The organism is Polaribacter sargassicola, from assembly GCF_021991835.1.
GTDB lineage: Bacteria > Bacteroidota > Bacteroidia > Flavobacteriales > Flavobacteriaceae > Polaribacter > Polaribacter sargassicola.
The window spans coordinates 97,869-112,251 of sequence record NZ_JAHDAU010000008.1 but is presented as its reverse complement, the minus strand read 5'-3'; the positions used below and the strand labels follow the sequence as shown (position 1 = coordinate 112,251).

The following is a 14,383-nucleotide window of genomic DNA, read 5'->3' as shown; positions in this document are numbered from 1 at the left end:
AAAATAAAATAGAAAACAAACAGAAATGAGCCCTTATGAAATAAATATTGACGTTTTTAAATTAAAACTAACGCTTCTCCATCAAAACTTAAACCTTTAAAACCAGTTTTCATAAAATTTCTAATATTTTGATGAGAATTACCGTTTTCATCTTCTAAAACATTTTTATAATGTTCACCAAAACAAGTTAAAGTTTCGTCTTCTGTTAAGTTTTCAAGTTTAGCAAAAGCAAACAATTTACAAGAACCAGAGTTTTCTCCAGCTTTATTTTCTATTTCTCCGTTTGTAAAAGCAGTTGGTGTAAAATTATAATTGTCTTCTATTACTTGCATGGTTTCTGCAAAGGCAATTTCTGAAGTATTTGATTTTAATTTGGTTTTAAATTCTTGAATTGTCATATTTATTATTTAAAATAGTCTTCTATTAAAAAGGTAAAAATAATACAAGTGAAATAGAAATTTTAAATATTTGAAAAATAAAAATTCAATTAGCTGTTATAAATATAGATACTTTAACGTTATATATATAGAATGATCAAAGAAGACTTTAAAAACAAAGTATTTTCATTATCAGGATTTATTTATCCCATGGTTGCTCGTATGCTTGGTAGTAAACCGAAAGCAGAAGATGCCATACAAGAAATAATGATAAAACTTTGGAATAAACGTAAAGAGTTAGATAAACATCCAAACATTAAAGGTTTTGTTATTTTAACGGCTCGTAATTATTGTTTAGATGTATTAAGAAAAAAGAAAGTATTGTTAGAGGATTCTTTAGGGGCTTTAAGTGTAGTAAAGTCTACAAATAATCATACAGATATAGAGTGGCAAGAATTAAACAGCATAATTAAAAACATTTTAAAGCAATTACCAAAACAACAAAAAGAAGTTTTTATAATGCGTGATCTTGATGGTTATGAGTTTGTAGAAATTGCAGCAGCGCTAGAAATAAAGATAGAACATGCTAGAGTTTTAGTATCTAGAGCAAGAAAGTTTATAGGTGTAACATTAGAAAAAACATACAATTATGAGCGAGGAGAATATTAAAAATTTGATGGATAAATATAAATCGGGTACAAGTTCTTTAGAAGAGGAAAAAGAGTTGTTTGATAATGTTAACGAATCAGAACCCGAAATTAAAACTTGGGCTTCTTTTGTAAAGAAAAATAAAAAGGTTGCTCCGGACAATTTTAATGATAAGTTATGGGAATCTTTTGATAAAAAAACATCAAAAAACAATCGATTTAAAATCGGCTTAATTTCCGTTGCTGCGTCTGTTTTATTTATAAGTACACTTTTTATGAATAACATAAAAAATGAAAGTTTAAGTAATGAAGAAAAAGAAGCTTTACTTAACGAAGCAAAAAATATGTTTATAGAGTTTGATAAATCTAAACCAAAATATAATGTTTTAGTAGAGAGTGATTTATTGATAGTTTACACTAAAACAGAATAAAATATCCATTAAAAATAATCACAAATTTTAAATACAAAAAGATGAAAAAAGTATTATTAATTGCCTTAACAATGTTGTTTTTTACAACAATAATTAATGCTCAAGAAGATAAAAAGGAAGAAAAAGAAAAATTATATGTACAACTAAAAGAAGGTGCTAAACCTATAATTTATGTAGATGATAAAATATTTGATTTTCCTATGGAATTAATTGACCAAGACAGAATTGCATCTGTATTTGTTGTAAAAGGAGAAGAAGCCATGAAAAAATACAACGCACCAAATGGAGTTATTTTGATAAAGACAAAAGACTCAGATGCGGCAATTACCTCTAAATTAGAAGTAACAAATTTAAAAATAGGAGCTAAAACAAAATTACAAATAAAAGAAAATGATAAAGAAGTAGATGATAAAAAGCAACCAATGATCATTGTAGATGGTAAAGTTACTGATAGAAAAGTATTAGATAAGCTAGAAACATATCAAATAAAAAAAATGCAAGTTCTAAAAGGCGAAGAGGCTTTAAAATTATACGGTGCGCCAAATGGAGTTGTAATTATTACAACAAAGACGTTAATAAATTAAATTTGATGAAATTCCCAATAAATAAAAATGCTATTTGTTGGGAATTTGTCTATCAATTTATTTAGAAGATTTTCCCTCAACAATTACCACAATTTCACCTTTTGGAGGTTTTGCAGTATAATACTCTAATACTTCTGTTGCGGTTCCTCTTTTAGTTTCTTCAAACATTTTTGTCAATTCTCTAGAAACCGAAACTTTTCTGTCTCCTCCAAAATATTCTACAAAATGCCCCAATGTTTTTATTAATTTATGAGGAGATTCATAAAAAATCATGGTTCTTTTTTCTTCGGCTAAAAGTAATAAACGTGTCTGTCTTCCTTTTTTAACAGGTAAAAAACCTTCAAAAACAAATTTGTCGTTTGGCAAGCCAGAGTTTACCAAAGCAGGTACAAAAGCCGTTGCGCCAGGCAAACACTCAACCTCAACATTATTTTCTACACAAGCTCTGGTTAGTAAAAAACCAGGGTCAGAAATTGCTGGTGTTCCAGCATCAGAAATTAATGCGCAGGTTTCTCCGTTTTGTATTCTTTGTACAACACCTTTTACAGATTTATGCTCATTATGCATATGATGGCTGTGCATTTGTGTAGCAATTTCAAAATGTTTTAAAAGTTTACCACTTGTACGAGTGTCTTCTGCTAAAATAAAATCTACTTCTTTTAAAATACGAATTGCTCTAAAAGTAATATCTTCTAAATTACCAATAGGTGTAGGCACTAAATATAATTTGCTCATGTAAAAAAATGCTTATGCTGCAAATTTACAAAGAATAAGACGGATTTTGCATTACCGATTGTAGCATTTGTTTGAGCTCTTTTTTATTCTTTTTCAGAATAAAAAAAGCGAGTGCGAAAAGCGGGGTATTTCTGATAAGAAATGAATGCCCAAAAAACGCATATTAAATAGAAAATGTTTAATTTTGCAGCTTAAATTTTCAAAAGAAATGTATAGAAGTCATTCTTGTGGTGAGTTAAGAGCATCACACATAAATACAGAAGTAACCTTAGCTGGTTGGGTACAAAAAAGCCGTGATAAAGGATTTATGGTTTGGGTAGATTTACGTGATAGATACGGAATTACACAGTTAATTTTTGATGAAGAACGTACACCTAAAGAAATGATGGACAAAGCAAAATCTCTTGGTAGAGAGTTTGTAATACAAGTAACTGGTACTGTAATTGAGCGAGAATCTAAAAACACAAACATCTCTACCGGAGAAGTTGAGGTTTTGGTTTCTAAATTAGAAATTTTAAACGCTGCAAAATTACCTCCTTTTACTATTGAAGATAAAACGGATGGTGGTGAAGATATTAGAATGAAATATAGATATCTAGATATCCGTAGAAATCCTGTAAAAGACAGTTTAATTTTCCGTCATAAAGTAGCAATGGAGGTTCGTAAATACTTGTCTGATCAAGAATTTATAGAAGTAGAAACTCCATATTTAATTAAATCTACACCAGAAGGTGCAAGAGATTTTGTAGTTCCTTCTCGTATGAACGAAGGTCAGTTTTACGCATTGCCTCAATCTCCACAAACATTTAAACAACTATTAATGGTTGGTGGAATGGATAAATATTTTCAGATTGTAAAATGTTTTAGAGACGAAGATTTACGTGCAGACAGACAGCCAGAATTTACACAAATAGACTGTGAAATGGCGTTTGTAGAGCAAGAAGATATTTTAAATATTTTTGAAGGATTAACACGTCATTTACTAAAAGAAGTAAATGGTGTAGAGGTTGATAAATTTCCAAGAATGTTGTTTGATGATGCTATGCGTTTATATGGAAATGACAAACCAGACATCCGTTTTGGAATGGAGTTTGGCGAGTTAAACGAAGTTACACAACATAAAGATTTTGGTGTTTTTAACTCAGCAGAATTAGTAATTGGTATTGCGGTTCCTGGCGGAAACGCATACACAAGAAAAGAAATAGACAATATTATTAAGTGGGTAAAGCGTCCGCAAGTTGGTGCTTTAGGTATGATTTATGCTCGTGTTAACGAAGATGGAACATTTAAATCTTCTGTAGATAAATTTTACGATCAAGAAGATTTAGCAAAATGGGCAGAAGTTACAGGTGCAAAACCTGGCGATTTAATTTGTGTTTTATCTGGTGATACTAATAAAGTAAGAACACAAATGTCAGCTTTACGTATGGAATTAGCAGAACGTTTAGGCTTAAGAGATCCTAAAGTATTTGCACCACTTTGGGTAATAGATTTCCCTTTATTAGAGTTAGATGAAGAAACAGGGCATTACCACGCAATGCACCACCCTTTTACATCACCAAAACCAGGTCAGTTAGAGTTGTTAGATTCTAAACCAGGAGAAGTAAAAGCAAATGCGTACGATTTAGTTTTAAACGGAAACGAAATTGGTGGAGGTTCTATTAGAATTCACGATAAACAAATACAAGCTACCATGTTAAAGCATTTAGGTTTTTCTGAAGAAGAAGCAAAAGCACAATTTGGTTTCTTAATGGATGCTTTTGAATACGGTGCGCCACCTCACGGTGGATTGGCTTTTGGATTGGACAGATTGGTTGCTATTTTAGGCGGACAAGAAACAATTAGAGATTTTATTGCTTTTCCAAAAAACAATTCTGGACGAGATGTTATGATTGATGCACCTGCATTTGTTGATGATGAACAATTAAAAGAATTAAGTTTAAAACTTGATATTCAATCATAAAGATTTTAAATCCCGCAGAAGCGGGATTTTTTATTAAATTTAGAGTATGAAAAAAATTACGACACTTTTATTACTTTTTACGGCATTCATTTCATTTTCTCAAGAACTTACAGGAGATGAATTGTTAGCAAAATCAATCAATTTTCACGATCCAAATAACAATTGGGCTACTTTTAAAGGAGACCTTTTTGTAATTATGGAAACTCCTAAAGGTGCTCCTAGAGAAAGTAAAATTACTATTGATTTACCTAAAGAATATTTTTCTGTTACTGCAAAAAGAGATACAATTACAACAGAATATATTCTTGATAAAGAAGTAATAACAATTTCTTTTAATGACGATAAAAATCCATCTGAAACAACAAAGAAAAAATACGGTTTAACAGAAGAGCGAGCTAGTTTGTATAAAAATTATTATACTTATTTGTATGGTTTGCCAATGAAATTAAAAGATGAAGGAACTATAATTCATCAAAAAGTAGAAAAAAAGAATTTCAAAGGAAAAGACTACTTGGTTTTAAAAGCTACTTATAACAAAGAAGTTGGTAAAGATACTTGGTATTTTTATTTTAATCCAGAAACGTATGCTATGGAAGTGTATCAGTTTTTTAAAGAAGCAAAAGACAGCGGAGAGTATATTTTACTTTCTGGTTTAGAAACTATCAATGATATTAAAATGCCAAAAAATAGAGCTTGGTATTACAATAAAAATGATGGTTATTTAGGTACCGATATTTTAAAAAGTATTGCTAAAGAATAATGCCAAAAAGTAATAAATTATATAAAAAAATTCTAATTTGGAGATATAAATATATTTCTGAACGTCAGTTTGTTTATGTTCTTAGTATTTTAGTTGGCTTTTTGGCTGGTTTGGGTACTTTTATTTTAAAAGATTTAACCTTTTTTATAGAAGGTTTATTGCAAGGTAATCTTATAAAAGATTATCATTATACACTTTATTTTGTCTTTCCAATTATTGGATTGTTTATAGTGTTTTTAATTAAAAAGTTTGTTATTAAAAGAAATATTGGGCATGGTATTTCTACTACATTACATGCTATTTCTAGAAGAAACGGAATTATAAAAAGGTATAAAATTTTTGCATCTTTAATTACCGCACCAATAACTGTAGGTTTTGGAGGTTCTGCCGGATTACAAGGCCCAGCTGTAAGTACGGGAGCAGCTTTAGGATCTAATGTTGCTAGGTTTTTTCATATGAATTCTAAAACAAGAATGTTGTTAATAGGTTGTGCAACAGCTGGTGCAATGTCTTCTATGTTTCAGGCACCAATTGCAGCTATTATTTTTGCTGTAGAAATATTTAGTTTAGATATGGCTTTTGTTTCTTTGGTACCTTTGTTATTAGCGTCGGTTTCTGCGGTTATTTCATCTTATTTTTTAGTAGGTACAGATGTTTTATTTAGATTTAAATTAGTTGATGTTTTTGAGATAAACGATATTCCTTTTTATATTTTTTTAGCATTTGTAACTGGTAATGCTTCTGTTTATTTCTCTAAAATGTACTTTAAGATTATTAACTTTTTTGAAAAATTTGATAGTCCTTTTAAAAGACTGTTAATTGGTGGAGGTGCTATAGGCATTATGTTATATTTAATTCCGCCATTATATGGTGAGGGTTACGGATTAATAAATAATTTATTAAAAGGGAATACGGCAGCAGCTTTAAAAGACATACCTTATAATTTAGATTTAGAAAATGTATACGTTGTTGTTGTAATGTTAATATTAATTGCAATATTTAAGGCAATTGCTATGACAACTACTTTTGCTGCAGGTGGAGTAGGAGGTATTTTTATACCTACAATATTTATGGGTAGTGCTCTGGGTAATGCCATTGCAAAAGTTATTAATCATTTAGGGTTTAGCGTGTCAGAATCTAATTTTACATTAATTGGTATGACAGGTTTAATGGCAGGTGTATTACATGCGCCATTAACAGCAATTTTCTTAATTGCAGAAATAACCGGTGGATATGAGTTGTTTGTACCTTTAATGCTAGTTTCTGCAATCTCTTATGCGTTTACAAAATACTTTGTTTCTAATTCTATTTATACAATAGAGTTGGCTAAAAAAGGACAATTGATTACGCATAATAAAGATAAAAATGTATTGATGTTAATGAGGATTGATAGTTTGATAGAAACTAATTTTAAAACCATTACACCAAAAATGACTTTAGGTGAAATGTTAAAAAAATCGGTTGCTAAATCTAAAAGAAATATATTTCCCGTTTTAGATAGTAAGCAACAATTTTTAGGAATTATTTTATTAGATGATATTAGACCGATTATGTTTGATCAAAGTCAGTATAAAGAAACCTATGTATCAGACTTTATGAAAGGAGCTCCAGCAATTATTTTTCATGATGATTCTATGGAAGTTGTTATGCAGAAATTTAAAGAAAGTGGTGCTTGGAATTTACCTGTAGTTAATGATGGTGTTTATTTAGGATTTATTTCTAAATCTAAATTATTAACAGCTTACAGAAATAAATTAATTGAGGTAACTGCCTAATTACTTAGAAGTATTAAAAATGAGAACGAATAGCTTTACCAATAATATGAGTAAAAAATCTAACAAAGAGTTAGAAGAAATTATTCAACAAAAAGATAAGTATACAAATGAAGCTTTACAAGCTGTAGTTTGGTTATTAGAAGATAGAGGTTTGTTGCAAAAAGATGAAATTGTAATAGAAGGAGTTTCTAATATAGTAGAAGAAAAAGTAGAAATTAAAATAAATAAAGAACCTAGTTTTGAAGAATTTGAGCAGCCTTTATTGTATTCTAAATCTGCAATACAAGGTTTTACAATTTTTTTTAGTCCATTTTTTGGAGCCATTCTTTTAATGTCTAATCTAAAAGCACAAAAGAAGCAGAAAGCAAGAAATCAAGTTTTACTATTTGTAATTTTATATACAATAATAACTTATTTGGTGTTAAGTGCTTTTCCTACAATGATGTTTTTAAGTTTAGCTTTTAATGTTCTTGGATCTCTTGTTTTAATTGAATATTTCTGGAATAAAAATTTAGGAAAAAACATTAGATACACCAAAAAAGGAATTACAAAACCTTTATTAATTTCTTTTTTAGTTGTGTTACTTTTAGTTTTTATTCAATTTTTACCACAGTTAATGGGAGAACAAAGTGTTTAACTCCAAGGGTCTTCGTTAGGTTCTAGTTGTTTTTGACTTGCTAAAATAGATTTTCCATTTAGTTCTGTATCTCCTATTTTTAAACATGAAAACAATAGGAAACAAATTTCTAAATCTTTTTTATCTAAAAGTTGCACTTTTACAGGTTCATTAGGGTCTTTAAAAATAAAAGATTCATCAAATTCGGCTATTTTATGTCTGTTTTTAAAAATAGATTTTTTCTTCTTATGATGAATTTTTAACTCGTAAGTTATCTCATTTACATCAATAGAATAAATTGTTTTTTTATTGTTTTGAGATGTAAATTCGGTTAAATTACCTTTGGTGTCTTTAATGGTAAAAACCATTTTCCATTTCCAAAATTTAAACTTCTTTGTAATAAAATAAATCTTTTCTTCATCGGCATTAAAAACTTCAGCACCCATTTTACCAAAGTCCATAAACCATTTAGAACTATAAATTTTGTTTTCTAAATCAAAAACATCTAAACTGTTATTAAAGTGTTTTATTGTAAATAATTTTGTACTCATAAAATAGTTGTTTGTAAAAATAAAAATACTGTAACTAAATAGAAAATCAACTTATTTATGTCTTTTTTTTTCTTTTAAAAACGATACAACTTTATCCGGAAAATCTGTAAAAGCTCCATCAATATTTGCATCAATAAAAAGTGTTTGCATCATTTCTTCAAAGCTAGAAAACTCATCTAAACTGTCTGCCCTAAATGTATATGGATGTACTTTTAAACCCAATTTATGAGCGTTTGTAACTAATGATGTAAGCTGCCAATTATTACCATTTTTTTTAGATAAAATCTGTTTATACCAAGGCCCAACTCCATTTGCATAAGTTGCAAAATGTGGTAATTTTTTTACTTCTTCAGGAAATTCGATTAACTGAACTAAAAATAAATCGGACTTTAGTTCTTTTCTTATTTTTTCTAACTCTTTGGCATCAAAACATTGTAAAATACAATTGTCTTTTTTTGTTTTGTAACCAAAATCGGCAAGAATTTTTAAAACTACTTTGGTTAAATCTTTTCCTTCTTTTTTATGAAATTCTGGCTCTTTAATTTCAGGATAAATTCCAATATTTTTTCCTGTTGATGCGTTTAAACCTTGTATCAAATCTATTTCTTCTTGTAAAGAATGTAGTTTAAAATTTCCTTTCCAGATAGGAAAACGATTTTTGTAAACTTGCTTACCTGTTTTAGGATTAAAACGCTCTGTAACTTGTAATGTTTTTAATTCTTTAAATGTAAAATCGATTACATAAAACCGATTGTCTTCTCTTTTTCTATCAGCAAATTTTGTAGCAACATCGGTTACATCATCCAAATAAATATCATGTATAACAATAGGTACATTGTCTTTACTTAGTGCCAAATCTTGCTCAATAAAATCTGGATTCATGGCATAAGCCATTGCTTTTGCTTCTATAGTATGTTCTGGTAAATAACCAGAAGCGCCTCTGTGTGCAATAACTATTTTTGATTTCATTTGTTTTAAATTATATATTAAAGATATAACTTTTGTAATTTTGTAGTATGAAAATAGCGTTAAAAATAATGTTTGTTATCTTTTTAATTTGGATGGCAATAGGAATGTACTTGGTAAATACAGAACACCAAAAAGCACAAATTGTAATGGGGTTAGGTGTGTTTTATTTTTCATTTTTATTTATGCCTTTCTTTATTTATTACAGATACAGAGATGGTAAATACAAGAAATATATTTTAAATGATGAAAAACTAAAAAATGCATTTAAAAATATGGGAAAAGATTAATCTTCTTTTTTTAAAAAAGCATACACAGGAAAATGATCAGAAAACCCACCTTGATACCAAGGACCAATATAAGTTCTAAACGGACTTCCTTTTAATTTTCCTTTAAATATTTTTAGCCAATCTTTATTAAAAATTTCGGCACTTGTAAAATATAGTTTGCCTTTTTCTTTTTCTAAAAAGTTTTTAGAAAATATAATCTGATCAAATAAATTCCATTTTCCATCATAGGTTAAAGAACCTTTATTGTCTCTATTTAAGATTTTTTCCATCGGGTTGTAAAAATCTTCTTTTACTAGATATTCTTTAATGCTTTTACTGTTTGGGTCATCATTAAAATCACCCATAATTATAATTTTAGCATCATAATTTTTAGCTTGTATTCCGTTAATAATTGTTCTTGCTAATTGTGCAGCAGCAATTCTTTTTAGTTCAGATTCCTCTATACCTTCTCTTCTAGAAGGCCAATGGTTAACTAAAATATGTACCATTTCTCCTTTTAAGTAACCAGAAACAACCAAAATATCTCTAGTGTAATCTTGTTCTCCATTTTCATCCTCTAAGTATAACGGAAAATGTTCTGAGTCTATTAACTCGAATAATTGTTTATTATACAAAAGAGCCACATCAATACCTCTTTCATCAGGAGAGTTATAATGTACATATTTGTAATCGTGTTTTTTTAAGTAAGTAGAATTAGCAATATCTGCAACAACTTTTTCATTTTCTACTTCTACTAAACCTACAATTGCTGGGGCGTAATTAGATTTTTTGTTGCCTATTTGAGAGATAACAGAACTTAGTTTTTTTATTTTATTGTTGTAACGTTTTTTGTTCCATTTTAGTTTTCCGTCAGAAGTATAATCATCATCATAAGTGTTAGGATTATCAATTGTATCAAAAAGATTTTCTACATTGTAAAAAGCGACAGTAAAAATATTTTTATCATTTTCTAAAGAAATCATTGTAAAATTTATTGGTAAATGTAATAAAATATAGTTTTTAAACAGATAACTTAAAATATATGATTTGTTAACATTAAGGTGTAAACAATTGGTTTTTGTAATATTAATTTAGCGGCAGTTAAAGAAAGAAATAGAATATAAATATAAAAACCTTTGTTATAAGAAGAAAATTTGTTGAATTTGAATTTGAATTAATAAAAAAAACCTCAATTTCTATTGAGGTTTTTTCTGTTTATAACACAAGATTTGTTTGTACTTTTGTAATCTATGATAGATCAAAAAGAAGCCATATCAGAAAAAGCTGTTTTAATAGGTATTATTACACAACAGCAAGATGAAACTAAATCTGAAGAATATTTAGATGAATTAGAGTTTTTAACTTCAACAGCTGGTGGAGTTACCGTAAAACGTTTTGTCCAAAAAATGGAAAGACCCAATCCTAAAACTTTTTTAGGAACAGGAAAATTAGATGAAGTAAAAGCGTTTATAGAATCTAACCATATTGGAACCGCTATTTTTGATGATGAGTTATCACCCGCGCAATTACGAAATATAGAAAAGATTTTAGATTGTAAAATTTTAGACAGAACCAATCTTATCTTAGATATTTTTGCACAAAGAGCACAAACAAGTTCTGCAAAAACACAAGTAGAATTAGCACAAAGCGAATATTTATTACCTCGTTTAACAAGACTTTGGACACACCTTGATAAACAAAAAGGGGGTATTGGTATGCGTGGTCCTGGAGAAACAGAAATAGAAACAGATAGACGTATAATTCGTGATAAAATTGCCGTATTAAAAAAACGATTATTAACGATTGATAAACAAATGGCTGTGCAACGTAAAAACCGTGGTAAAATGGTAAGAGTTGCTTTGGTTGGTTACACAAACGTTGGTAAATCTACTTTAATGAATGTAATTAGTAAAAGTGATGTTTTTGCAGAAAACAAACTATTTGCAACTTTAGATACTACAGTACGTAAAGTGGTTATTAAAAATATTCCTTTTTTAATGACAGATACGGTTGGTTTTATTAGAAAATTACCAACACAATTAGTAGAATCTTTTAAATCTACCTTAGATGAGGTTCGCGAAGCAGATTTATTATTACACGTTGTAGATATTTCTCACCCTAACTTTGAAGATCATATTGCTTCTGTAAATACAATTTTAGATGATATAAAATGTGCAGACAAACCTGTGTTGATGGTTTTTAATAAGATTGATGCCTATGAACATGAAGTTATAGATGAAGATGATCTTGTTACAGAAAAAGGGAAAGAACATTATACTTTACAAGATTGGAAAAAAACTTGGATGAATGATAAAGAAGTAGAATCTATCTTTATTTCTGCACTAAACAAAGAAAATCTAGAAGACTTTAAAGAAAAAGTATATGAAGAAGTAAAGAAAATTCACATTCAGCGTTTTCCTTATAATGACTTTTTATACTACGAATACAAAGAAGAAGAGTAATTAGTTTATATAAAATTGGAAAATCAGGAATTTAAATATAGAGGTTGGTTAAGAGTTTTCTTACTTTTTATTCCTATTTTTTTTATTACAGGAATTTTTCAACTTATTGGCGGATTTTTTCTTGGCGTAGATTTTACGAGTTTAGAGAAAAGATCATCGTTAGAAGATTTAATAATTAACTTTTCTGGATTAGTAGGTACTTTTTTTGCTCTTTGGGTTTTTATGAAATTTGTAGATAAAGAACCTTTTGTAAAGTTAGGCTTTCAAACAAAAAATAGACTTAAAGAATTTGTTATAGGTATTGTAATTGGTTTAATTATAATGTCTTTAGGTTACGTAACTTTAATTGGTCTTAAAGAGATTACTTTTCTAAAAACAAATTTTAATCTAACAGAATTAATAATTCTAGTTTTAATTTTTATAGTTGTTGCAGTTGGAGAAGAGGTTATTTTAAGAGGATATATTCTAAAAAATTTACTATTTTCTTTTAATAAATACGTAGCTCTTATTGTTTCTTCAATATTATTTTCTTTGATACATGGTTTTAATGATCATGTTGATTTGTTTGCCTTGTTTAATTTATTTTTAGCAGGAATTCTTTTAGGTTTGCCATACATTTATACAAAAAATTTATGGTTTTCGATAGCATTACACTTAAGTTGGAATCTTTTTCAGGCTCTTTTTGGATTTAATGTAAGCGGGCATGAAAACTATTCTTTAATTGTGTTTGAAGTGACAAACCAACCTAATTTATTAAACGGAGGAGCTTTTGGTTTTGAAGGTTCTTATTTAGCAATTATAGCACAAGTTATTACCATAACTGTTATTTGGTTTCATTTCAATCGAAAAAAAGTTATAAATGAATAAAAAAGAAGGTTACTCTTCTTTTTTATCGCCTGTAAGTCCCATTTTTTTAACTCTGTTTTTCCATGATTTTTTAGCATGATCTTGTAAATCTGCAACAGAATCACTTTCGTCCATAATTTCTAAACCAAGTAAAGTTTCTATTACATCTTCTTGAGAAACTAAACCGCTAACAGAACCATATTCATCAACCACTAAAGCAATTTGTTCTTTCTCTTTAATTAATTGGTCAAATAAATTAGCAATAGACAAGTCTCTTTCTGTAACAATAATATTTCTTTTTATAGAAGCTAAAGAAACATCTGTATTACCTTTAATCATGGCGTCTAGTAAGTGGTCTTTTAAGAAATAACCTGTTATTTCATCAGGATTTTTTGCAAAAACAGGAATTCTAGAAAAGCGTAAATCTTTATGCAGATTGTAAAATTCTTGAATAGTTAAACTTTCATCAGCAATTTCTAAAACAGATCTAGGTGTCATTACATCACTAACTTTTATTTCTTTAAAACCTAAAAGGTTTCTAATAACTTTACCTTCATTTTTTTGAAAAACACCATCTTTCTCGGCCATTTCTGTCATCACTAAAAAACTTTCTCTACTTAAAATGCTTCCGTGTCCTTTACCGCCAATTAACTTTGTTGTTAACTGTAAAATCCATAAAATACCAGTGTATTTTAAAGGGAAAATCATAATATTTAAAGCTTTAGAAGTAAAGTTTGCTAGTTGTTTCCAGTAGGTTGCGCCAATAGTTTTAGGGATAATTTCTGAAGCAACTAAGATTAAAATAGTCATAATTGTAGATACAATACCTACCATTACATCTTCGGTCATTTCTATTCCAAAAACACTCTTTGTTGTAGATCCATACATTTCTGCATAGGCAACTTTAGCTTGTACACCAACTAAAATTGCACCAACAGTATGTGCAATTGTATTAATTGTTAAAATGGCAATTAAAGGTTTGTCAACATCTTTTTTTAAAGTTTCTAAAGTTGATGCAAATTCATGCCCCTCATTTTTTTTTAAGTTGATAAAAGTAGGTGTAATACTAAGTAAAACAGCTTCTAAAATAGAGCATAAAAAAGAAAAGAAAATAGATATTGTAGCGTAAATTATTAAAAGTGTCATTATTGTTGGCTTAAGAGTCAAAAATAGTTAAAAAATAGTTTCTTATTTAGAATATTTACGAAAAAAGATTATAGTTAAAAATATGAAAAAAAGATTGATTATTTTACTATTAGTATACTGTTACAGTTAATTTAATGTTGTTTTATCGGTTATAAATGCTTTTGGCTTTTTATAGAAATTTGTTTGTGTCTATATTTTTTTTGAGATGATAAAAAGTTGAATAAGACGTTTTTTATATATTTCTTTTAAATGAAA

At 28.4% G+C, this 14,383-nt stretch carries 16 protein-coding genes; 10 read left to right on the top strand and 6 right to left on the bottom strand.

Translation table 11 applies throughout. The features are described from left to right. Positions 1-56: 56 nt before the first annotated feature. Positions 57-398 carry a HopJ type III effector protein gene (locus KI686_RS13180; RefSeq protein WP_237589792.1) on the bottom strand — a complete coding sequence of 114 codons (342 nt, stop codon included), beginning with the start codon at positions 396-398 and terminating at the stop codon, positions 57-59. 132 nt (positions 399-530) lie between these two features. Between KI686_RS13180 and KI686_RS13175 the strand changes: the two genes are divergently transcribed. From KI686_RS13175 to KI686_RS13165, 3 genes are read left to right on the top strand one after another with little or no spacing between them, the layout of a single operon-like run. Further along, complete coding sequence (locus KI686_RS13175) at positions 531-1,046, top strand: GFO_1088 family ECF-type sigma factor (RefSeq protein WP_237589791.1); 516 nt, start codon at positions 531-533, stop codon at positions 1,044-1,046. After that, positions 1,027-1,455: a hypothetical protein gene (locus tag KI686_RS13170; protein WP_237589790.1), complete on the top strand. Its 429-nt coding sequence runs from the start codon at positions 1,027-1,029 to the stop codon at positions 1,453-1,455. The genes KI686_RS13175 and KI686_RS13170 overlap by 20 nt, the downstream gene beginning before the upstream one ends. A gap of 41 nt (positions 1,456-1,496) precedes the next feature. After that, the gene (locus KI686_RS13165; RefSeq protein WP_237589789.1) at positions 1,497-2,039 is read left to right on the top strand and encodes a hypothetical protein; all 543 of its coding nucleotides are present in this window, start codon (positions 1,497-1,499) and stop codon (positions 2,037-2,039) included. A 57-nt stretch (positions 2,040-2,096) separates the two neighbouring features. Here KI686_RS13165 and rsmI read toward each other — a convergent pair whose 3' ends face one another. Next, on the bottom strand, positions 2,097-2,774 hold the full coding sequence (gene rsmI, locus KI686_RS13160; protein WP_237589788.1) for a 16S rRNA (cytidine(1402)-2'-O)-methyltransferase: 678 nt from the start codon (positions 2,772-2,774) through the stop codon (positions 2,097-2,099). Between the two features lie 208 nt (positions 2,775-2,982). Between rsmI and aspS the strand changes: the two genes are divergently transcribed. From aspS to KI686_RS13140, 4 genes are read left to right on the top strand one after another with little or no spacing between them, the layout of a single operon-like run. Then, positions 2,983-4,737, top strand: coding sequence for an aspartate--tRNA ligase (gene aspS, locus KI686_RS13155; protein ID WP_237589835.1), 1,755 nt, complete (start codon positions 2,983-2,985; stop codon positions 4,735-4,737). 46 nt (positions 4,738-4,783) lie between these two features. Next, complete coding sequence (locus tag KI686_RS13150; RefSeq protein WP_237589787.1) at positions 4,784-5,497, top strand: DUF6503 family protein; 714 nt, start codon at positions 4,784-4,786, stop codon at positions 5,495-5,497. Then, a complete protein-coding gene (locus tag KI686_RS13145; protein WP_237589786.1) occupies positions 5,497-7,272 on the top strand; it encodes a chloride channel protein in 1,776 nt (591 codons plus the stop codon). The genes KI686_RS13150 and KI686_RS13145 overlap by 1 nt, the downstream gene beginning before the upstream one ends. Positions 7,273-7,291: 19 nt before the next feature. After that, positions 7,292-7,909, top strand: coding sequence for a hypothetical protein (locus tag KI686_RS13140; RefSeq protein ID WP_237589785.1), 618 nt, complete (start codon positions 7,292-7,294; stop codon positions 7,907-7,909). Here the strand turns inward: KI686_RS13140 and KI686_RS13135 are convergent. Both KI686_RS13135 and glpQ read right to left on the bottom strand, forming a co-directional pair. Then, complete coding sequence (locus KI686_RS13135) at positions 7,906-8,439, bottom strand: hypothetical protein (protein WP_237589784.1); 534 nt, start codon at positions 8,437-8,439, stop codon at positions 7,906-7,908. The genes KI686_RS13140 and KI686_RS13135 overlap by 4 nt on opposite strands. A 51-nt stretch (positions 8,440-8,490) precedes the next feature. Next, a complete protein-coding gene (glpQ, locus tag KI686_RS13130) occupies positions 8,491-9,435 on the bottom strand; it encodes a glycerophosphodiester phosphodiesterase (RefSeq protein ID WP_368735872.1) in 945 nt (314 codons plus the stop codon). Between the two features lie 20 nt (positions 9,436-9,455). On the opposite strand from glpQ, the gene KI686_RS13125 reads away from it, so the two are divergent. Further along, the gene (locus KI686_RS13125; RefSeq protein ID WP_237589782.1) at positions 9,456-9,695 is read left to right on the top strand and encodes a hypothetical protein; all 240 of its coding nucleotides are present in this window, start codon (positions 9,456-9,458) and stop codon (positions 9,693-9,695) included. Here KI686_RS13125 and KI686_RS13120 read toward each other — a convergent pair. Beyond that, positions 9,692-10,657, bottom strand: coding sequence for an endonuclease/exonuclease/phosphatase family protein (locus tag KI686_RS13120; RefSeq protein WP_237589781.1), 966 nt, complete (start codon positions 10,655-10,657; stop codon positions 9,692-9,694). The genes KI686_RS13125 and KI686_RS13120 overlap by 4 nt on opposite strands. 267 nt (positions 10,658-10,924) lie before the next feature. Here KI686_RS13120 and hflX point away from each other — a divergent pair, with 267 nt between their 5' ends. After that, a complete protein-coding gene (hflX, locus tag KI686_RS13115; protein ID WP_237589780.1) occupies positions 10,925-12,136 on the top strand; it encodes a GTPase HflX in 1,212 nt (403 codons plus the stop codon). Positions 12,137-12,151: 15 nt separating this feature from the next. Next, the gene (locus KI686_RS13110; RefSeq protein WP_237589779.1) at positions 12,152-13,003 is read left to right on the top strand and encodes a CPBP family intramembrane glutamic endopeptidase; all 852 of its coding nucleotides are present in this window, start codon (positions 12,152-12,154) and stop codon (positions 13,001-13,003) included. A 9-nt stretch (positions 13,004-13,012) separates the two neighbouring features. On the opposite strand, the gene KI686_RS13105 is transcribed toward KI686_RS13110, so the two are convergent. Further along, a complete protein-coding gene (locus KI686_RS13105) occupies positions 13,013-14,128 on the bottom strand; it encodes a CNNM domain-containing protein (protein WP_237589778.1) in 1,116 nt (371 codons plus the stop codon). Positions 14,129-14,383: the final 255 nt, after the last annotated feature.